Source organism: Gammaproteobacteria bacterium (assembly GCA_035546635.1).
Taxonomy (GTDB): Bacteria; Pseudomonadota; Gammaproteobacteria; order JAURND01; family JAURND01; genus DASZWJ01.
In genome coordinates this window covers 1-21,303 of sequence record DASZWJ010000034.1, presented here as the reverse complement: position 1 = coordinate 21,303, position 21,303 = coordinate 1, and the positions used below count along the sequence as shown (strand labels likewise).

Annotated in this window: 19 protein-coding genes; 12 read left to right on the top strand and 7 right to left on the bottom strand. The window is 40.0% G+C overall.

All coding sequences use genetic code 11. The annotated features are described in order from the left end of the window. The 6 genes from hypE (at nucleotide 1) to VHE99_09450 (ending at nucleotide 5,699) form a co-directional block, all read left to right on the top strand. Nucleotides 1–1,065 (top strand): hydrogenase expression/formation protein HypE, encoded by a 1,065-nt coding sequence (gene hypE, locus VHE99_09475; protein ID HVV69241.1) that lies wholly within the window; start codon nucleotides 1–3, stop codon nucleotides 1,063–1,065. 63 nt (nucleotides 1,066–1,128) lie between these two features. Next, a complete protein-coding gene (locus VHE99_09470; GenBank protein ID HVV69240.1) occupies nucleotides 1,129–2,250 on the top strand; it encodes a 4Fe-4S dicluster domain-containing protein in 1,122 nt (373 codons plus the stop codon). Nucleotides 2,251–2,260: 10 nt separating this feature from the next. Beyond that, nucleotides 2,261–3,094, top strand: a complete 834-nt coding sequence (locus tag VHE99_09465) for an FAD/NAD(P)-binding protein (protein HVV69239.1) — start codon at nucleotides 2,261–2,263, stop codon at nucleotides 3,092–3,094. 1 nt (nucleotide 3,095) lies between these two features. Next, nucleotides 3,096–3,875 (top strand): sulfhydrogenase subunit delta, encoded by a 780-nt coding sequence (locus tag VHE99_09460; GenBank protein ID HVV69238.1) that lies wholly within the window; start codon nucleotides 3,096–3,098, stop codon nucleotides 3,873–3,875. A gap of 4 nt (nucleotides 3,876–3,879) precedes the next feature. Continuing rightward, a complete protein-coding gene (locus VHE99_09455; GenBank protein HVV69237.1) occupies nucleotides 3,880–5,175 on the top strand; it encodes a Ni/Fe hydrogenase subunit alpha in 1,296 nt (431 codons plus the stop codon). Next, nucleotides 5,172–5,699: a hydrogenase maturation protease gene (locus VHE99_09450; protein ID HVV69236.1), complete on the top strand. Its 528-nt coding sequence runs from the start codon at nucleotides 5,172–5,174 to the stop codon at nucleotides 5,697–5,699. The genes VHE99_09455 and VHE99_09450 overlap by 4 nt, the downstream gene beginning before the upstream one ends. 17 nt (nucleotides 5,700–5,716) lie before the next feature. On the opposite strand, the gene VHE99_09445 is transcribed toward VHE99_09450, so the two are convergent. Continuing rightward, nucleotides 5,717–6,151: a GFA family protein gene (locus VHE99_09445; GenBank protein ID HVV69235.1), complete on the bottom strand. Its 435-nt coding sequence runs from the start codon at nucleotides 6,149–6,151 to the stop codon at nucleotides 5,717–5,719. A 777-nt stretch (nucleotides 6,152–6,928) separates the two neighbouring features. Here VHE99_09445 and VHE99_09440 point away from each other — a divergent pair. Continuing rightward, nucleotides 6,929–10,315: a hypothetical protein gene (locus tag VHE99_09440; protein ID HVV69234.1), complete on the top strand. Its 3,387-nt coding sequence runs from the start codon at nucleotides 6,929–6,931 to the stop codon at nucleotides 10,313–10,315. Nucleotides 10,316–10,375: 60 nt separating this feature from the next. Further along, nucleotides 10,376–10,588: a hypothetical protein gene (locus VHE99_09435; protein ID HVV69233.1), complete on the top strand. Its 213-nt coding sequence runs from the start codon at nucleotides 10,376–10,378 to the stop codon at nucleotides 10,586–10,588. Nucleotides 10,589–10,707: 119 nt separating this feature from the next. Here the strand turns inward: VHE99_09435 and VHE99_09430 are convergent, their stop codons facing one another. After that, nucleotides 10,708–11,709: an Rpn family recombination-promoting nuclease/putative transposase gene (locus tag VHE99_09430; GenBank protein ID HVV69232.1), complete on the bottom strand. Its 1,002-nt coding sequence runs from the start codon at nucleotides 11,707–11,709 to the stop codon at nucleotides 10,708–10,710. A gap of 353 nt (nucleotides 11,710–12,062) precedes the next feature. Here VHE99_09430 and VHE99_09425 point away from each other — a divergent pair, with 353 nt between their 5' ends. After that, a complete protein-coding gene (locus VHE99_09425) occupies nucleotides 12,063–13,934 on the top strand; it encodes an APC family permease (GenBank protein ID HVV69231.1) in 1,872 nt (623 codons plus the stop codon). Between the two features lie 96 nt (nucleotides 13,935–14,030). Here the strand turns inward: VHE99_09425 and VHE99_09420 are convergent, their stop codons facing one another. Together VHE99_09420 and VHE99_09415 are read right to left on the bottom strand one after the other, a co-directional pair. Continuing rightward, complete coding sequence (locus VHE99_09420; protein ID HVV69230.1) at nucleotides 14,031–14,819, bottom strand: ATP-binding protein; 789 nt, start codon at nucleotides 14,817–14,819, stop codon at nucleotides 14,031–14,033. A gap of 237 nt (nucleotides 14,820–15,056) precedes the next feature. Next, complete coding sequence (locus VHE99_09415) at nucleotides 15,057–15,623, bottom strand: hypothetical protein (protein ID HVV69229.1); 567 nt, start codon at nucleotides 15,621–15,623, stop codon at nucleotides 15,057–15,059. Nucleotides 15,624–15,886: 263 nt separating this feature from the next. Between VHE99_09415 and VHE99_09410 the strand changes: the two genes are divergently transcribed. Beyond that, entirely contained in the window at nucleotides 15,887–17,041 is a 1,155-nt protein-coding gene (locus VHE99_09410; GenBank protein HVV69228.1) for a hypothetical protein, read from the top strand. A 12-nt stretch (nucleotides 17,042–17,053) separates the two neighbouring features. Here VHE99_09410 and purT read toward each other — a convergent pair whose 3' ends face one another. Further along, the gene (gene purT, locus VHE99_09405) at nucleotides 17,054–18,253 is read right to left on the bottom strand and encodes a formate-dependent phosphoribosylglycinamide formyltransferase (GenBank protein ID HVV69227.1); all 1,200 of its coding nucleotides are present in this window, start codon (nucleotides 18,251–18,253) and stop codon (nucleotides 17,054–17,056) included. 270 nt (nucleotides 18,254–18,523) lie between these two features. Here purT and VHE99_09400 point away from each other — a divergent pair, with 270 nt between their 5' ends. After that, the gene (locus tag VHE99_09400; GenBank protein HVV69226.1) at nucleotides 18,524–18,997 is read left to right on the top strand and encodes a hypothetical protein; all 474 of its coding nucleotides are present in this window, start codon (nucleotides 18,524–18,526) and stop codon (nucleotides 18,995–18,997) included. Between the two features lie 7 nt (nucleotides 18,998–19,004). Here the strand turns inward: VHE99_09400 and VHE99_09395 are convergent, their stop codons facing one another. Then, a complete protein-coding gene (locus VHE99_09395) occupies nucleotides 19,005–19,913 on the bottom strand; it encodes a LysR family transcriptional regulator (GenBank protein ID HVV69225.1) in 909 nt (302 codons plus the stop codon). A 114-nt stretch (nucleotides 19,914–20,027) separates the two neighbouring features. On the opposite strand from VHE99_09395, the gene VHE99_09390 reads away from it, so the two are divergent. After that, nucleotides 20,028–20,213 carry a 4-oxalocrotonate tautomerase gene (locus VHE99_09390; GenBank protein HVV69224.1) on the top strand — a complete coding sequence of 62 codons (186 nt, stop codon included), beginning with the start codon at nucleotides 20,028–20,030 and terminating at the stop codon, nucleotides 20,211–20,213. 213 nt (nucleotides 20,214–20,426) lie between these two features. Here the strand turns inward: VHE99_09390 and VHE99_09385 are convergent, their stop codons facing one another. Continuing rightward, nucleotides 20,427–20,867 carry a hypothetical protein gene (locus VHE99_09385; GenBank protein HVV69223.1) on the bottom strand — a complete coding sequence of 147 codons (441 nt, stop codon included), beginning with the start codon at nucleotides 20,865–20,867 and terminating at the stop codon, nucleotides 20,427–20,429. Nucleotides 20,868–21,303: the final 436 nt, after the last annotated feature.

Sequence of the window (21,303 nt, the reverse complement as noted above, 5' to 3'; positions counted from 1 at the left end):
ATGGAAGTTACCAAGAAAATATCCACTAAAAAAAATCTCAGTCCGCGTTTGGATATTAATAATGGAAAAATTGACCTAACCCATGGCAGCGGTGGCCGCGCCATGCAGCAGCTGATTGACCAATTATTTATTCCCGCATTTAAGAACCCCTGGCTAGATAAAAAAGACGATCAAGCTTGTATTTCCGTCAATCAAGGACGCCTGGTTATCACGACCGATGCACACGTCGTATCTCCACTGTTTTTCCCCGGCGGCACCATTGGCAGCCTAGCAGTGCATGGCACGGTCAATGACATTGCCATGTCAGGCGCAACTCCTTTGCATTTGACCGCAAGTTTTATTTTAGAAGAAGGTTTACCTTTAATAGATTTAGAAAAAATTGTCATTTCTATGGCAGAATCTGCACAAGCTGCTAATGTTACAATTATTGCCGGCGACACCAAAGTTGTTGAACACGGCAAAGGCGATAAAGTGTTTATCACAACCACGGGCATAGGTATTGTTCCAGATGGGCTTTATCTCTCTGTAGAAAAAATTCAGCCCAAAGATCATATTATCATCAATGGATTTTTAGGCGATCATGGTGTGGCAATTATGGCACATCGCAATAATCTGCAATTCCAAACTACTTTAGCCTCCGATACAGCGGCATTGCATGATTTAGTAGCGACGATGATTTCAGCTGCGCCAAATTTACGTTGTCTACGTGACCCAACCCGCGGTGGACTCGCCACAGTACTCAATGAATGGATGACACAAGCTGAGCTTGGATTTTATTTAGAAGAATCTAAAATACCTATACGCGAAGAAGTGGCAGGCGCTTGTGAGTTATTCGGTTTAGATCCACTTTATATTGCCAATGAAGGGAAGTTAGTGGCTATTTGTCCGCCAGAAGAAAGTCAACAGTTAGTTAACGCCATGCAGCAGCATCCTTTAGGTCAACATGCTGCCGTGATTGGTCATGTGACAGAAGACGCTCCGCATTTTGTGCAGTTAAAAACTAAATTGGGTGGCGTGCGTAACGTAGATTGGTTGGTAGGAGAACAATTACCTAGGATTTGCTGAAAACAATGACTCACTCTTCTTGAAAAAATCGGGTGAGCAGTTACATTGGAATAAAGGAAAATTATGGAAAAAACCCTCTACTTTTTACCACAAGCCCAGTTGCAGTTTTTGATAGATGCTTTAGCGCAAGCTGGATACCAGTGCATCGGTCCTCAAGTACGTGATGGCGCTATTATTTATGACACCTTATCTCAAGCTGAACAATTACCGTGGGGTATACGCGATGTACAATCACCAGGCGGATATCGTTTAGAAAAAATTCCGCAACATGAAGCCTTTGCCTTTGCCAACGGACCGCAAGCGCTAAAACCGATTTTATTTAAACCGCAAGAAATTTTATGGAAAGTCCAACGCAACGCACAAGATAAACTTGAATTTGTACCCACACCGGAAGAAGAACAACCTATCGCCATCTTCGGCGCAAGAGCCTGTGATTTAGCTGGCATGGCCATACAAGACAAAGTATTTATTCAGGCCCAGCATCCTGATTTACGTTATAAAAGCCGTCGCGATCGATTATTTGTCATTGCGATCAATTGCACTTATTCTTCCGCAAATTGCTTCTGTGTCTCTGCGGGTACCGGCCCAGAAGTCACGCATTCCCAGGATTTATTAATCACCGAATTACCTGAAGGTTTTATTATTTCGGCTCATACCGACAACGGCCGTAATATTCTAAAACCTCTTACTTTATCATTTGCAGATGCTCAACAATTAAACCAAGCCCAAGAACGCGTAAAAGCTGCAGCCGATATGCAGACTAAACGCATCCCTTTAGATAATAAGTCAGGATTACGCGATTTATTATTTTCAAGCTTAGAACATCCACAATGGGAAAACGTGGCAGAACGTTGTCTGTCCTGCGGCAATTGTACCTCCGTATGCCCTACTTGTTTTTGTCATAGTGAAAGTGATAAACCTGCAATGGATCGGAGTCACTCTACACATGAACGCATGTGGGATTCTTGTTTTAGCGCAGAGCATAGCTACTTAAATGGCAAAGTATTACGTGATGATACGCGTAAACGTTATCGGCAATGGCTGACACATAAAGTCGGCAGCTGGTTCGATCAATTCGATTCCAGTGGTTGTGTCGGCTGTGGACGTTGTATCACTTGGTGCCCTGTGGGTATTGATTTGACGGCGGAGTTAGCCGCTATTTCCGGTGAATCCAACAAAAAGTGAAGTAAATTTTATGCATGATGCTTATTTACCCTATGCAGCAGAAATTGTGGGGCGCACGCAGGAGTCACCAACGATATTTACTTTACAACTGCGTTTTAATGATGCCGAACAGCACAAACGTTATCGTTTTAAACCGGGTCAGTTTAATATGCTGTATTTATTTGGCGTAGGCGAAGTCGCTATCTCCATAGTTTCCGACCCTGAAATGCAAGGAGAACTGACGCACACTATACGAGCCATAGGTCGAGTGACCAACGCCTTAGCGCAATTAAATGTAGGAGAAACTATTGGCATTCGCGGACCTTACGGACGTGGTTGGCCACTAGAATTGGCCATTAACAAAGAGATCATTATCGTGACCGGCGGGTTGGGATGCGCCCCAGTGATGGGAATGATTAATTATATTATTAAACGTTTATCTCAATACAAAAGTTTAAAAATTCTGCAAGGCATTAAACATAGCAGTGATTTTATCTTCGCACAACGTTACAAAGAATGGTACCTGCTACCCAAAACTGAAATTCATATTTCAGCCGATCAAGCGGATAGCACATGGCCTTTTCAGACAGGTCGTGTCACTGACATGATTGATTCCTTATCATGCAATCCAGAAGATACCCTGGTCATGATCTGCGGTCCTGAAATCATGATGGAAACTGCGGCAAAAGCTTTTTTGAAAAAACAGATTTCTGAGGAATGCATTTATTTAAGTATGGAACGCAATATGGAATGTGCCATAGGCCAATGCGGACATTGTCAATATGGTGGATTATTTATTTGTAAAGATGGTCCGGTATTGAATTATGCACAAATTAAAGACTTGTTAACTGTAAATGGATTTTAATATGAAACTAGCAGTGCATAAATTTACCTCCTGCGACGGCTGTCAGTTAGCGTTTTTAAATGCCGGCAATCTGTTGTTAGAGTTATCGCAACAAGCTGAAATCGTACATTTTGTAGAAGCCGGCATCATTAATCCCACTGCAACAGTCGATATTGCCTTTGTAGAAGGCAGCGTTTCAACACCGGAAGAAATACAGCGCATCAAAACCATCCGTGAAAATACCCGCTATTTAATTACCATTGGCGCTTGCGCCACCGCTGGCGGCATTCAAGCTTTAAGAAACTTCGCTAATTATCCCGATTGGGTTGCTAATATTTATGCTTCGCCTCAATATATTGATAGTTTAGCAACCTCTACTCCCATTGCTCAGCATGTGCATGTTGACTTGGAATTATGGGGATGCCCTGTGAATACTGAACAAGTATTTTCTGCAATTAAATCCTTACTATTCGCTGCGAAACCTCGGGTAAAACGTGGTTCAGTCTGCATGGAATGCAAAAGACTTGGGCTTGTTTGTGTGCTGGTTTCTCAAGGTAAACCCTGCATGGGTCCGGTTACCCAAACCGGTTGCGGTGCCTTATGCCCAGGCACGAATCGTGATTGTTATGCCTGTTACGGTCCTAGCGAAAATCCGAATCCGCGCTCTTTAGGTCAATGGTTTGAACAATTAGGTTTTACTGATGGTGAAATTGCACAAAAATTTCACCACATCAATAACCAATCTCCAGCTTTCCACCAAGCAGGAGATTATTTTAAAGGCATAAGGATCATCAGAGAGTAAACCTATGCGCAAAAATAATGTAACGATAGAGGTACCCGTCTTAGCCAGAGTCGAAGGTGAAGGCGCATTGGAATTGCAAATCACTGATGGAAAAATCTCTTCATTGAAATTACGAATTTATGAACCACCACGTTTATTCGAAAAATTTCTGGAAAAAAGACCTTTTAGTGATGTCCTAGATTTTGTAGCACGAATTTGTGGAATTTGTCCCGTTGCTTATCAAATGTCTGCTGTACATGCTATTGAAAGCTGCTTTGATATTCATCCTGATGCTTGGGTACGCGCTATGCGCCGCTTATTCTACTGTGGAGAATGGCTAGAAAGTCACAGTATGCATATCCATTTTTTGGCTATCCCCGATTTTTTCGGTTATTCCTCTGCGCTGGATATGGCTAAAGATTACCCCAATGAAATTAAACGCGGTTTACAATTGCAGCACATGGGCAATGCCATCATTTCATTACTGGGAGCGCGCTCGGTCCATCCCGTTGGCGCTTGTGTCGGTGGCTTTTATCATGCACCCAGTGTCGCTTCCTGCCAAAAATTATTACAGCAAGTTGCAGAATCTCTCGAATCAGCACGTCAACTCATCCATTGGGTTGACAGTATAAGTTTTCCTGATATTGCGCATGAATTCACTTGTGTCTCTTTAAGACATCCCACTGAATATCCTATGAATGAAGGGCAAATTATTTCTAATAAGGGTATGAATATCTCTATTGAAGATTTTGCTGATTACTTTCAGGAGCTTCAGGTGCCTTATTCAAATGCTTTACATTGCAAACTACAAGACGAAACTTATTTAGTTGGTCCTTTAGCCCGCTTAAATAATAATTATGATCGCCTACCTGAAGAAGTTATCGATTTATTGCGCACATTAAATATTCAATTTCCAAGCTACAATATGTGCCATAGTATCTTAGCGCGTAGTATAGAAATTTATTATTGCCTGCTAGAAGCTAAACGCTTATTAGAAAATTATGACTACCCCACACTGTCTAAGACCGAGGTTTTGCCACAAGCGGGCATCGGTTTTGGTTGCACTGAAGCACCTAGGGGCATGCTGTGGCACTCTTATGCCTTCGATGAAAATGGTATAGTACAAAAAGCACGCATCGTTCCACCCACCAGCCAAAACCAAGCGAGAATTGAGCAGGATTTACAGTATACACTGGAAAATTATGGCTTAGAAAAATCAGCAGCTGAATTACGCTCTTTTAGTGAAATGCTAATCAGAAATTATGATCCTTGCATTTCTTGCTCGACGCATTTTTTAGATTTACGCGTAAAACGGTTATGACTCCCGTTTGCATATTCGGCATTGGCTCGCCTTTTGGGGATGATCGATTAGGTTGGGAAGCCATTGAAATGCTAAAACAACAACCCGCTATCTCACAATTAATCCCGCAGGTGATGCGCTTAGAAACCTGCGATCGCCCCGCTTTGCGACTATTACATCAATTGAATCAAGCAAAAATTGCCATACTCATTGATGCGATTAAGAGTGAAACAACTTTAGGTACCCTGCAGGTATTTTCAAGCGAGGCTATTTTCAACCTCAACCCAGCATTTTCGACTCATGGGCTAGGCATTAGTGAAAGTTTAAATTTAGGCAAAACCCTAGGAATCTTACCAGAAGTCACGGTTTTGTATGGCATAGAAATTAATGAAATCACATTAACTTCAGAATTGTCCAGCATTATAAAAACGACTCTGAAAAAATTTGTTAATTTATTAACCTTAATAAAATGGCAAGAACTGGTTGCAATGGAGAGTAAAGAAGAACTATTTAATTTATTAAACTTATATGTAAATATGAAATGAGCACAAATTGCTAGTAATTATTCCCGAGTTTCTCGAACTTTATCTTCCGATTCCGGCCATGTTGCATACTGCGGCAAACCGTCACAGATACTGTACCAAGGTGCTTTAAAATCTACAAAAACGTTGGCCTCTGGACGAACTCCGGGGTCTTGCTCTAATCCACCTAAAGGCAAACCCACGACATCAGGATAATCTTTATAATAACTTGCCAAAGATGAACCACAAATTGAACAAAAAGTTTTAGTCGATTTTTCAGAAGATTTATATCGAGATAAATATTCCTCACCCTTAACCCAGCGAAACTGGCTTTGTTTGACTGAAGCACGGGTACGAAATGCTGCTCCATGCCAACGCCGACATTTAGAACAGTGGCAATTATAAACTGGACCTAACTGGCCAGTAATTTCATAAGCAATTGCCTCGCATAAGCAACGACCTGTCAGTTTTTGCATATTGTTTTTCCTGTAAATAAATTTTTGATTAGTGCGCTGAAGAAAAAATCCACTCTAGAATGAGCTGTCATCTGCTTAATAACAGCTATATTAAGCTACAGACTTTCCGATTTGAAGGGAAATAACTTAGTTGAGCTAATTAACGACAGATCCTAGTAGCTAACAGACCTGCTTAAATACGACAACCACTTCCAAAAAAGCCAAGATCTTGACAAGGCTGCATTTATGCTTTATTCCATCTAAATCAAAAAATTGTCTAGTGCTGAGGGATAACTCACTCAGTACTAGACAAAAAAACACTCCTGCCACAAGCACTGTCTTTCCCGCGCAGGCGCACTAGGTCCGGGGAATAATTTTTTTTGGTTAGTAGCACCTCCTTCTCCCCTTGTGGGTGAAGGAGGTGCCCGTTAGGGCGGATGAGGGGTGAACTGGGCACAGCTACTCAACTCAAAGCCAACTGCAACTTACCCCTCATCCGCCCTTCGGGCACCTTCTCCCACAAGGGGAGAAGGTGGGTGCCACCCAAAAGTGACTATTTCCCAGGACACTAATGCGCGCTAGCGGGAATCTATCCAAACTATGGCACTGTGCTATATCGCAAATGGATTCCTGCCTACGCAGGAATGGCAGTATTTTTTGTCCAGCACAGAGGGATAACCCATCTACCTAGTTACTATTAATGTTCTCTTAAGAACTAAGTGTAATAATTTTTTTCGCATCAGTCATCATTAAGAACCCAAAGAATATTAAACTCATCCAAATTAGGTATATTTCTTTATGAAACAGAGAAACCAAATTTCACAATCTTCTAAAGAAGAAAAATTAATCGATGCAAAAAACAAATATTATGATGAGGAGACGGATGAGATTACGCACTTAGGTCTTCTTGCTTTCCTATCTACTGTTATTTTGAATATTAATACTTATGAAGACCTTATTCCTGATGATTATCATAGGATGATGTCCAATATACTCCTATTAGGAGGTGTTGGCTTGACCGGTTTTTCTTACTGGCTTAATAGAAAGAAAATGCAGACCTCTGCAAAGGAAATTAACGAGATCGATCGCATTGCACTTGAGAACAGAATCAACGAGCCTGCCATTCTTAGAAATTTAGATATCATTTTGAAACAAAGGGAGGATTTATTATATGAATTTAAATCCTTAAGTGGTACCTGGATAGATAAATTAGTGACTTCTGCTTTGTCTATATTTACATTGGGAAGTTATGCATCAGTCGGGTATCCAGAAGATTTTAACAATAAAGTCATACTAGCCACTCTCTCAACATTGTTCGCTGGCGGAGCAGGCTCTACTTCATTTCTGCTACTAAAAAATCGTCGCAAGAGAACAGATATCTGGAATAAATTAACTGAGTTAGAAGATCGTTTTGAAGAATTAAATCATCAAGTGCGTACAATCAAGAGAAAAGAGATACCAGGCGGCCGTGTAACGCTCAGAACAGTCCAAGAAAAAAAAGACCGTATACAGTCAATATCGCCAGAAGGAACGACATCTATACAAAAACCCTCCGCATCACCATTAACAAAAAAAGATACAGAAAATGCGAGTCAAAAGAGTAAAAATCCTTCAGGCGAGAACCAGAACTCTTCATCTGACAAATCTACTTCAACTAAAGAAAATGATCTTGTCCCTGCACCATCCTCATCAACAAAGCAGACTATAGAGAAAGAAGCAGTAACACCCTCCCCTAATATAACAGCTGTTCCAAGCACTCCCAAGGGAACTTCTTTACCGAATATGCATACTGTGCCAAAAATATCAGAAGATGTTCAGGCCCAATCTGGAGATTCTATTTTCGCATCGCCCTTACCCAATAACCTGGCTCAAGAAGAGAAGAAAGAACCCAGAACAACAACAATACCTCCCCTATCCCCCCAGAACCCCAAAAAAAGCGAGGTTATTCCCTTACCGTCAGAGTCTGTCATCTCTCACAACTTTCGGCCAAATGAAGCTGGATGGAATAGGACTCAGAGAAAAGATAATATAGCGCGAAAAAAGCACAAGAATAAATCTAGTCATAGAAATTATACTGACACTCAAACATTAACTGGTTTATGTTTTTTTCATGAACCCGATCCGACAACTCAAAAAAAACAAACAAAATTTGTACGAGATCAGAAAATATCATCACCCAAAAAACAAGAAAATCAGGTAAAAAAGCAAATCAAAAAGACTGCCGCTCCTAAAAAGCATCGTGATCCATTGGACGCATTAGAAGGTGTACATTTTTTTGATGAAATTAACCCAACGTCTCAATCAAACAAAACACTCACACAAGATAAGAAAGGTTTTACTAAAGCACCATTACCTCAACAAATCGAACCTCCAGAAATTAGGGCAGAATTATATCCCCAAACAAAAAATTTGGACGAAAGTATCATCGCAGAACAAACCTCTGGAGAGTCAACTATCGAATCAACTACCAATTCGTTACTGTCTGCTTTCAGCACTCAGACAAACACTACCGATATTCCACCACCAAGTTGCGAACCCAATCCTCTTCAACTATCTGACATTAAGAAACCCAAAGACGACGAACAGCAAATTCCAACTAGGAAAAATTTAAACCTCCGAGAAACCGCAATGCAAAATTTGTCTATAGTGTCAGCATTGCAGTCTGTCAGACAAGAATTAAACAACACCAAAGAAGAATTGGCCGATTTAAGTAGAGACATAAAACAGACTACACAAACCTTATCTCAAAACTTTCAACCACTACATGACGAAATCAATCTACTTGATAAAAAATTTAACAGCTTTGACAAAAATCTAATTCCCAAGCGTTTTTCTCTAACAGATTTAAGCGACATAGCCACGCCAAAAGTACGACGAGCATTTGCTGAATTAATTATATTGAAAGCCGAACTGGAAAAACTAGGAGCTACTATGTATTTACACGGCAGTTTTGATGCCAAATGCTGCACCTATCTTTTGACAGGAAAAAAATTAAAAGCCAAAGATATTGATATTGTTGTTGAACTGCCGCCAGGGTTAAGCATTGATGGCTTATTAAAAAAAGTGCCTCTATCAACTCGGGATTTTAGCTTTAAAAAAGTTTCAACTGATTTCATACCCAATCCCAATATTCCTCAATATTGTAATTTTGTCAGCAATGATACAAACTGTAAAAAAATTGACCTTGTGGTTAGAGAAGCAGGTTATACCCCCAACTTTGATCCATTTGATGCCACCAACCACCATACCAATTTTACGAGCAAGGAAGATGATTATGGCCAGAAAGAAATTTATTTTTTCCCTGAAGAATCTAATCTGATGGAATTAAGCGCAAATATTCTAAATGGAATATTTTCTGCACAATTACACAATCCCTTGTATGCGAATAATATAGCAAATTTTATCCCACGTTTAGCAAAATACCTGGTAAGACATGAGAACAAAATGGAGGTGACCGGATATTTTTTCACTCTGACTGGACAAAAAGTGCATTTATCACCTGAAGATTTTCAAAGAGAAATGATAAATTATTTTCGTAATGCACTTGCAATTGAAATGTCGGAGAGCTATCAACATGCTTTTTTTGGTATGAAAAAAATGATTAAAGAAGGCCACTTCACTCATGCTGCAGTAAGAAACCTAATCCTGTCTTTTTGTGCAGGATTATTAGCCGTAAAGCAAAAACTGCCGCACCATGTTAATGACCTTGGGATGATTGCATACGAAGATGTGAGTGAAGATATATATACTTACGCGAATCAGATGACGACTATTTTACAGAGCTATTTCAAAGAAAACCCACAAGATAGTAAATATTTTCAATTAATTACTCGCATACTTTTGTCTGAAGCAGCTGCTAAAATTTGGGATGCCTTTAACAATCATGAAATCACTGCTGGCGTGAAATTGCTGAAAGAATTACTTAACCAACAATTTCCAGACAGCTCCAAACATTCACCTCCCCCACCTGGAGAAAGAACTTTGACCTCCATTGGTGACAAAGACCCACTCGATTTTAACTCACCGACCACGGATATCAAGCTAAAAAAAGATGCAAAATCTGCTTCTCTTCCAGGCAATAATCTCTATAGCAATTTCAATACCAGAAATACTCAGAAGAAACAGGTGGAAACTTTTATCTCTACTCAAACTCCAGCCGTATCTCCAACATCTATGCCAAAATAAATATGATTTTACCTTCAAATGATAGGCCACCTTAAAAAAGGATTGTGCTGGTTTCGTCATATGGACAATGCATTAAAATACTATGCTTTACCAGGAGGCGCTCTCTATTTTGTTAATAATAAACTCACCAGCATCCCCCATTATTTAGTCGAGTCGTTACATTTGGAGAAGGCAACTCGCCAGGGAATTATGGTGGTGGTCGTATTGCTTGAGATATACCCTAGGCGCTCACCTGCTTTTAATTTTGCGGGCGAGCCACCTGCAGTCGGTTGAAAAAATTTGACTGTTTTGTGCTATTTCAAGTTACGTACTGAATATACTCGAAACGCTTGAAATTTAATTATTATGGTAATTCAGCAGGAATTATTTTAAAGAACTTTTTTCTTACTAAATCATGATTCTTCAATATTTTCAGTAAAAATTTCATCCAGATTAGTGGCATCTAGTACTTTGTCGCTCCAAAGCAGTAGGGTTTCAGGGTCGGCTTTAGTAATGCGTTGTGTGATAATTTTAGGAATATTACCGAATCGACGACGGATCTGGCGGGTAAGCATTGCCGCTTCACCAAGCTGCACTCCTTGTTGTACTCCTTGCTGTACTCCTTGCTGTATTCCTTCATCTTTCCACTGTTGAGCTATAGTCATAACTTCACCTTGTAAGTCTGGGGTTAGATGTTGCCGAGCCTTTTGAATTAATAAGTCTTTATCGCCACACTGAATGCGAGCAATGACGTATTTTAGCACGGTTCTATTTAAAGAGACACCGTGCCCACCCTGGATCTCAACCTCCTGAATCCATGGCATAAGGGTCTCTAAAAACTGCTTAAAATCTACTATTTTCCGATATTTTAGTGTAAAAGCGACCAGACCTGAGAGTAATTGCTCTCGCAACACTTCGTCACTAATACGATTAACCTCAATAAGCTGGTAGGGTTTTAGAAAAATTTCCCGCGCCAATGCTTCACATTCACCAAACAAGGGAAAAATTTCTAAGGGGGCATTCCAAAAATCATCACCTGCATAAATGACCATAGGTATGACTAAGGGTAACTTTTTACTTCCGGGGTTTTGTTTCAGATGCAATTCAATAATGCGAATCATATATACTAACAACCGAAATGCCATCATAGGATCTACAGAGCTTTGCTGTTCGATTAATACGTATAAATAAGCAGTTGAATTTTCCAATCTGGAAGAATAAACCAGATCAGCTTCTGTCTCCTTAAATGTAGGATCAATAAAAGTGTCATTTTCCAACTTTAATGTGGTTAAATCCATTTTTTCAAGTATATGCTTAGGCAAATGTGCATTAAAAAACTCTTTAGCTACTGCAATCTCCTCTAAAGCGAGCTTAAAAAGTTTATCATGAGGTTTATGAATATTAGATCCTGTCATATAGCATATTCCTGTCTTTCTCGTTATCAACAAATTAGATATTCGGAAACAATATGAGGAAAATCTTCAAAAAATATTGATTCTGAAAAATACGATATAACCCAACATTAAACAATACCGTAAATGTTCATTATGATGATTTGAGACATATCGAAGAAACTCGACATGGGAATAATTTACAAGCTCGCATCCGGTGATCCATGCGTCTCAAAAAGCTATTGCAAGGGCTACAAGATAAAACTAAACTGTTATGCTTCCCTAAAATAATGCCTAGTAAATAAAGAAAAACTAATTCTTAATAGGATTAGTTTAGAAGGATTGACTCAAATACTTAGATTCCACAAGGATGAATCATGTCATTATTTGACAAACTTATTGGCAAACCTTTAGCAACTAAAGAACAAGCCAAAGAAAGTCTCACCCTATTTAGCGGTGTGCCAGCGCTGGGTTTAGATACTCTTTCATCAACAGCCTATGGACCCGAGGCTGCACTGGCTATTTTATTACCCCTAGGTCTGGCTGGGTTACACTATTTTAGTCTCATTATGGTGGGGGTCATTATTGTCCTTTTTACCCTATATCTTTCTTATCAACAAACCATTGCCGCCTACCCTACTGGCGGAAGCGCCTATACTGTGGCAAGTGCGAATTTAGGTAAAAGAGCAGGTGTATGGGCTGCTATCGCTTTGCTGTTGGACTATTGGTTGAATGTCGCTGTGGGTATTTCTGCAGGTGTTGGGGCTGTTGTTTCTGCATTTCCAGAGCTAGGTGCTTATCGGTTAATCCTGTGTTTAGCAGTACTACTGATTTTAACGCTACTTAACTTAAGAGGTGTTCGTCAGAGCGGCCTGGTGTTGGCTATTCCTACTTTCGCATTTATTGTCTTTATGTCGGTGACCTTCATCATTGGATTAGTTAAAACCTGGCATAGTGCAGGCTTGCCAAATCCGATTGTGGCACCGCCACCTCCTCCTGCTGTGACGGCTAATTTGAGTATTTGGTTATTGCTGGGGGCTTTCGCCAATGGACTTACGGCAATGACCGGCATTGAAGCGGTCAGCAATGCGGTACCCTTATTCAAAAAACCCTCGGTAAAAAATGCCCAACATACCATGACCATTATCATTGGCACCCTGGCTGTATTTCTGCTACTTCTGGCATATTTAGCACCGGCTTATCATATTGTCGCTATGGATGAAACCAAACCCGGTTATCAAACCATTCTGTCGCAAATAAACGCCGCCGTGGTTGGCAAAAACATATTATATTATCTCAGCATGGCCAGTATATTTATCGTTCTGACCTATTCGGCACAAACAAGCTTTATAAGTTTTCCCAGAGTGTGTCGATTGTTGGCTGAGGATTCGTACTTACCGCATTTTTTCGCCGATCAGGGTCGGCGTTTAGTTTATTCAGTTGGCATTGGCGTATTGGCTTTATTATCCGGTGCACTTTTGGTGATATTCAATGGAATTATGCTCAAATTAATTCCCTTATTTGCAATCGGTGCCTTTACTGCCTTTCTGTTTTCACAAGTAGGTATGGCACTGCATTGGTTAAGTCATAAAGATGCAACGAATGCCCAGCTTAAATTGCTAATCAACAGTATCGGCGCTTTGATCACTGCGATAGCCCTTGTCATCATTATAGTGGCTAAATTTAAAGAAGGTGGATGGATAATCTTGGTCGCTGCGTCATTATTAGCTTTGTTATTTAGCATTATTCATCAGCGCTACAGCATAGTAGCCAGACAAGTTGATAAATCATTGCTGTTACAAACAGATAAAATGACTAAACCCATTGCCATTGTGCCCATTGCTGCCTGGGATCGTGTGGCTGAAAAAGCCATTCGTTTTGCCTTAATGATTGCAGATGAAGTCAATGCTGTTTATATCTGCACTGATAAGGAAGAGGGAGAAAAACTAAAAAAAATCTGGTCTCACAAGGTTAAAATCCCTGCCAAAGCGGCTGGACTTAAAGCACCCAACTTGGAAATTATTTATTCACCTTATCGTAGAATTTATCAGCCTATCATTAGATATATTAAAAAGATGTGTCGATCAAATAAAGATCAAGTTATCGCCGTCATTATTCCGCAATTAATTGAACCGCATTGGTATGCAAGATTGTTACATAATGTCAGAGATTTAGGACTAAGGCTGTTCATCTATTTACAACGTGACAAACGCATTGTGCTGATATCTGCGCCTTGGTATTTATCTTAAGGTTTTTATCAAAAGCTATGGCACCCACAGGTCTGTGACCTTTTTTTTAAAAAAAAAGCGAGATAGTTACGGGTAGACATTTCTTTGACAATGTTTTTAGATACCGATTAAAACCAGTGTAAAGCAGGTTCCACCCAATCTGGAATCAGCAACAGATAATGTTCCTTGGTGTTTTTTGACAATCGTTTCAGCAATCATGAGTCCAAGGCCAAACCCGCCTGGTTCAGCAGTTTGGGTTTGAAAGAAGGGAGTAAAAATTTTTTCTTTGTCAGCATCCAGAATACCGGAGCCATCATCTTCGACTTGTATAGTTAAACCCTGACTATCGCATGTCGCAGTAATCTGTACTTGCGAATGTGCATACTTAATGGCATTGGTAATTAAATTATTGAATGCATGACGCATTAATAGCGAATCAAAAGTACCAGTCACATCTGGATCGATGTTGGATTGCAAAAAAATTCGTTTGGGGGCTAACGCAAATTTCTGAATAGCTGTTTGTAACCATTGGTTAATATTCACAACTTGTTTATTTAAAACTACCTCTTTATCACTCAGTTTGACATAATTTAAAAAATCGCCAACTAAATCATTCAAAGTAACTAAATCTTCCTTAATGCTAAGGATATTTCTTTGGATTTTTTCAGATAGTTTTTCATCTTCCAAGTCTTCTATAGCAAATAACATGGTAGAAATAGGCGTTCTACTTTCATGTGCGACAAAGCGGATTAAATTATGCTGTACCGTCATCAAATTTTGAATTTTATTGCCCATTTCTAAAATATTTTCATACAAAGTGTGGAGCGTAGAATGTGGACTAAATTTAGGCGCCGCAGAAAAATCACCATGACTATATCTGTCCGTGATTTTATAGATTTTTTCCAAGTTTCTGCTAAAAATATAAGTTAGCAAAATAATAGCGAGAATGACGATGACAATAAAAATACCCACAAGGATATAGAGTTGATACTGCGGATAAAAAGGATAAGGAATAGGACCGATTTGAACAACTTGTTGACTGTGATCGATGGTAAAATAGGCGAAATTTATTTTACCTGCATGATCTGGTTTTCCTAAAACCAGAGTGCTCGGCGCCGAGGATTGTTTTAAAACAGCAGGTACTCAAGAGTTATTAATATCTAAAATGGATAATGGCACCTTGTAAGCGGAGGAGAGCCGTTGCAAGGTATTTCGCCATTGATTACGCGGAGTATGCTGCAATTCTTGTCGAATAAAATACACCATCCACGCTGATGTTTTTTGCGCCACCCAAGACAAGGGGATATCGCCCAACACCAGTGCTTGATTACTTTGACCGATCCGTTGATATAAAAATATTTCAACCACCCCGTAACCAAAATAATAAATATCACTACTTTTCTTTATCACAATCTCGCCTTGCATTAATTTATTGAGTTCTTTTTGATTTAAATGCAATTGTGAGATAGGCTTTATGGATGCTGTATTTGCATCAAGAGGCTGAGATTCTGTCAGAATAGTCGACCATTGATTTTCGGGATGCGTAGAGAATTCTGATTGTAGAGAATAGAATATACCTTGGTTCATATCCAAAGTAGTCTGCTCAAAACTGAGATAAAATAATTTAGCAGAAATGAGATAAAGAATAAAAATCGAGACCAGACCGATGAGGATAAAGCCGATCATATATTTGAGTAATAGCTTGAACATAATTTTTTAACCCATTTCCTGTCATTAATCAATGCATCAGATCGGTTGCTAAAAAAATTAGATTATTTGAAAATTATAACAAAGAATGGGGAAATTTCTCAATTTAATATAGCTGCCTAACCACACCTGAAAACAACCTATAATCATTTAATTCTAAATCTCACCAAAAGTTTCTGATTTGTCTTTTACCGAATTCTAGATATAATGAGTTTTTCCATGGGATTTATAACTAATAGAATAATAAAATATGAGAGATTAATAAATTGGCTGAACAAAAGAACAAAAAAAGAAAAAATCTATCTGAAAATTCTCCAGAAGAGAATCCTAATCCTACTTCCCCGTCAGAATTAAATGAATTTCCAACAATTGATGCTGAATTACTTGTTGAAATCAATAAAGCACCCCTAACTTTTAATTCAATAGTCGTCATGATACAAGAAGGCTTGCTCGGACTTTTGGGAACTTACTGGAATCGTGCTTCACCGAGCCAAAAAAACCTCTTGTTGACCTCCACTGGTGAAATTGAACCCGAGCTTGGTTATACACTGATTGACATAGCGATACAACATAATTGCGTTGGCGCTTTAGACATTTTTTTAAATTATATTGAATCACTTCCCAACAGAGTAGAACTCTTGCAAATTTGTCCCTCAACAGGAAAGGATGAAGGTTTAACACCCGTAGCTATGGCAGTAGCCTATAATCAACCAGCCTGCTTAAGAGCAATAAATCAAGCTGTTAACAAAGAGGAGTATTTTACTTTAATTAATGCCTTTTTAAAAAGTGGACAATATAGCGGGATGACTACCTTAGCGATGACAGTAGAACTTCAAAGAAATAGATGCTTAAAAATAATTCTTAATGCATTTACCTTAGAGCAAAGATTAAATGCCATGCGAATTTTTCAAACAGGCGGCAAATTTAAAGGCTGTGACCTGATAGCCATCTCCATATTATCTACGGATGCCAATTATTTCCGTCTATTATTATTAAACATGGGTATAAATTCTGTCTCTCAGCTGTCTTTATTATTTAACACTTATCAACAAGGAAAATTCAAAGGCTTAACCTCTTCTGCGATTGCAGTATTAAATGAAAAATGGGATTTTCTCTATGTTATGTTACGCGCCTTTCCCTATCAAGCGCAGAGAGATAAACTGCTTGAAATCCCCCAAGGAGCAGGGAACTCGGGAACCTCTTATGAAGGATTAACCGTAAAAGATATTATTTCAGAATCTAAAGATCCTGCTGTCCATCAAAAGATATTAGAAAAAGTTTCTGAAGGGCTCCGGGATAGCACATTTATTTTATCTCCATCCGCTTTTTTTGGGAAAACTGGAAAACATCCAACGACACTAGGACCTTCTGGTGATAGCCTGGATAAAAAAGAAAGCAGTATGAATTCGAGTTTAGTTTAGATCTTCCTTGACTTATTCCGCCATAATTAAAATCCGATTCGCTACAAGTGCAGCATTTTTTTTAGCCGTCTCGACATCGTCTGCGTAGGCCAAGGCAACTCCCATACGCCGCTTCACAAAAGACCGAGGTTTGCCAAACAAGCGTAAATCGGATTTTGGCACAGCCAAGGCTTCCGCTAAATGCGTGAATAACAAACTATCTGCATCTTTGCCGCCATAAATCACATGGCTGGCACCCGGTTGTTTGAGTGTGGTATCCACGGGTAAGCCTAAAATAGCTCTGGCATGTAATTCAAACTCATTTTGGTATTGGGTAATCATGGTGACCATGCCAGTGTCATGAGGACGTGGACTCACTTCAGAAAACCAAACTTCTTCACCTTGCACAAATAATTCTACACCAAATATACCCACACCCCCTAAGCGATCTGTCACCGCCCGCGCAATCTGCTCTGCTTTTTCCAAGGCTGAATTGGACATGACTTGCGGCTGCCAGCTTTCTACATAATCTCCTGCGACTTGGCGATGACCAATAGGCTGACAAAAAGTCGTGGTTATTTTGCCTTCAGCATTGACAGACCTGACCGTTAATAAGGTGATTTCAATTTCAAAATCAATCTTAGACTCAACAATGACTTCACATTTATTAACCCGACCGGCTTGGCTTGCATATTGCCATGCTGTAGCAATGTCTGCTTGTTGCTTCACCAGTGATTGACCTTTGCCCGATGAAGACATGACAGGTTTCACAAAACACGGATAACCGATAGCCGCGCAAGCTGATTCTAACTCGGGTAAGTTTTTGGCAAAACGGTAATTGGAGGTGGGTAGTTTGAGCTCTTCTGCGGCCAGACAACGAATACCACCGCGATTCATAGTTAAATTCACTGCCTGTGCATTAGGAATAACCGTTGCGATGCGTTGCTTTTCTACATCAATTAATACTTCAGTCGCAACAGCTTCAATTTCTGGAATAATCCATTGCGGTTTTTCGATGTTAATCACGTTGTATAATGCATCTGCATCAGTCATGGTGATGACATGCGAACGATGCGCCACTTGCATTGCCGGAGAATTAGCATAACGATCTACCACGATAGTCTCAACACCAAACCGCTGCAAGGCAATAACCACTTCCTTGCCAAGCTCCCCTCCTCCCAGTAACATAGCCTTACACGCATTGGTAGATAAAGGTGTTCCAATTTGAGTCATTTCAAGCACTCCAAATCTTAGTGAATTAATTCTCTGTAGCAACGAAAACTCTGTGGCTGATAAAAAACTATCATTCCCGCGTAGGCGCACTCGTGTCTGGTAAAACTCTGTATCCCCTCTGCCACAAGGGGAGAGAGAATATAGTGCTTTAGCGGACGCTTGTGATAGAACATTTCGGTTCATCACTTACGAAATGATTTTGAACAATATAACATAGAGTTTAGAGTCAATGTCATATAGACTCAACTCCAAATTAAAGGGCAATTATCTATGAAAAAAATAATAATTAGTTTTGCATTAAGCTCTGTAGTCTGCATTGCTTATGGAGAGGTTATTCCGCTAGTGAATATTAACAATTGTACAGATATAGCAGACAAATCCGAACCACCAACTGTTTGTACAACATATATTTTTGCAGCTAATAATAGAATCGTTAAACAAGGAGATATATTTAATATCACCTGCACTTTTGGATCTGGATTAAATAATCCTGATAGCCTGATACCCGGTGACGTTCAAGCCATGTTTGTTTCCCCAGTGGAAATAACCAATGACACCTCCATGCACCCTAATGAATGGAATCCTCTTCATACCCAAGGTCTGTCTTCAGCGACCTTTACCTGGACTGGAAAAACAACTGAAAATATTTCTGGAATTGAGTTTGGGATTAATTTTATTGCACCGGATAATCTGCGAAAAAATCCTCCACAGACTGTGAAGATCAGCTGTACAAACACAAAATAAATTGCATTTATTTCTGCTGTTTTAGTTCTTCTAAGCCAAAACACTGAACCAGAAAATCAATCATACTACGCAACTTCGCCGTGGGACGGGTGTCCGGCGCATAGATCAAATACATCGGTGTCGGCTTAAATGACCATTCCGGCAAAACATGTACCAGGCGACCTCTGGCGATATCGTCGACTAAAGACATTTCAGGTTGCAGCACAATGCCTGCTCCAAGTAAGGCTGCAGTACGCAAAGCACTCCCCTGGTTTGCACTGAATCTACCCTTGACTGTGACTTCATATTCCACAGCATCGGGTCCGATCAAATGCCAACGGTCGTGGCGCCGCCAATAGGAAAGTCCAAGGCAACTGTGCATCTTTAATTGCTCTGGATGTTCTGGTTGCCCATATTTGGTTAGATAATTGGGCGCTGCCGCCAGTATCCGGCGATAGGGACAGAGCGGACGGGCGACGAGTTCAGTTGCGTCAATTTCACCAATTTGAATACCTAATTCGTAACCTTCGTTGATTAGATCGGGTACGCGATTATCTAAAGTCAATTCAACGTTAACCTCAGGATAGCGCAGCAAATAATCTATCAATACTGGGACAAGATTCTGATTGCCAAAACCGACCGGCGCTACCAATCTGACCAGCCCGCGAGGACTAACTTGTAACTCAGATGCGCTTGCCTCAGCCAGCGCCACCTCAGCCAACGCCTGCTTACAACGTTCATAATAGAGCTGACCTACCTCTGTGAGATGCTGTCGCCGAGTGGTGCGATGAAGCAATCGGGCTCCGAGTCGCTCTTCGATCATTCGAATATGTTTAGCCACCATGGTCGATGAGACATTGCTAACTTCCGCAGCTTTCGTGAAACTGCCGCATTCAACCACCCTCACAAACATTTCCATGCCTGCCAATTTACCCATGATTAAGAACCTATAGGTTTTAAATGATTCAATCTATCACATATTTATTCCTTTTTACATCTAAGTAATACTGCAGACACTCAATCCTGAGTGTCACTGAATTAAGGAGCTATCATGCCTATATTACGTTTAGAAATGCATCCTGGTCGTACGCTGGATCAAAAGCGTGCGTTTGCTCGTGAAGTAACGCGAGTAGTTGTTGAAACCCTGAGCTGCCCTCCAGAAAGCGTGGACGTGGTGATTAGTGAAGTCGCCCGCGAAGACTGGGCAAAGGCTGGCAAATTGGTTGCGGATAAATAGAGTATACCTCTATGCGGCAGTCTCTTTACTATTTTTATTCATGTTTTCGTAGAGCCTTGTTAAACAAAAATCAGTTTCCATACTAAAAGCCAATTAGTGCGTCACTTCGCTGATAATGAACTATACGGATAAGCCGAGGTCAAGCTGAGTACACCAAAAATTAAAAAAGCCCTTCCTTAGAAGGGCTTTTTGCTGTTTGTTACTAGATACAAATTATCTATGTGCAACCGCATGGCCATGGCCGTAATAGATATTGGTTTTACCTACGCTTTTATGACCATACCCAGGATGGGCATTATAGTTGTAGGGATGAGCATAAACATTACCGCGGGGTGAAGTGTAATAATGTCCACCGTGTGGACCATTGTATTTGGTGTAATTTGGATAATTGTAAACGTTTGAATAGCCTGAATGATAGTTATTATAATAATAATTCCCACTCGGGTATCCATAATATCCTACGTGGCCATAGCTATATCCCGCATTAATACAGACAGGAAGATTGTGAGCCCAGGCTAAGGAACAAAAAGCTGCCTGGCTTGGATACCAAGTTTTACCATAATAAAAACCGGCAGCACTAGCCAGCGGAGCCAATCCTAGCAAACCAACCAAAAAAATAGCTGTTTTAAGCAAATGTGAATGTTTTTTTCCCATAAATGATTCCTCCCTTTACAAATTGATTTATACTAGTATTATAGCATTTCTTAAGTTAAGCTGAGATTTCTCCGCTCTTTTTAAAGATATTGATCCCTAATATCTAAAATTACTTGCAGCCAGTAAAAAATTATCCAAACCATATCCCGATAATAATGAAATTCCTATGGGGATACCATTTTCAGTTTGACAAGGAATGCTAATTTGAGGGCAGCGTGAAAAACCTGAGATTGCATTGATTCCTAAAGCACGAGGATAATATGATCCCGTGGCGCGAGCTTCAGGGTCCTTACCACTGGACTTTAGCCAATTATGCCGCTAAAGCCAGCTGATAAATCAAAGCATTAGCCTGATTGGCCGTAATTTTTAATAAATCACTCTCATTTTCAGACTTTGAAAAATACTTTTTGGTCAAAATTGATTTTCTGACCAGCGT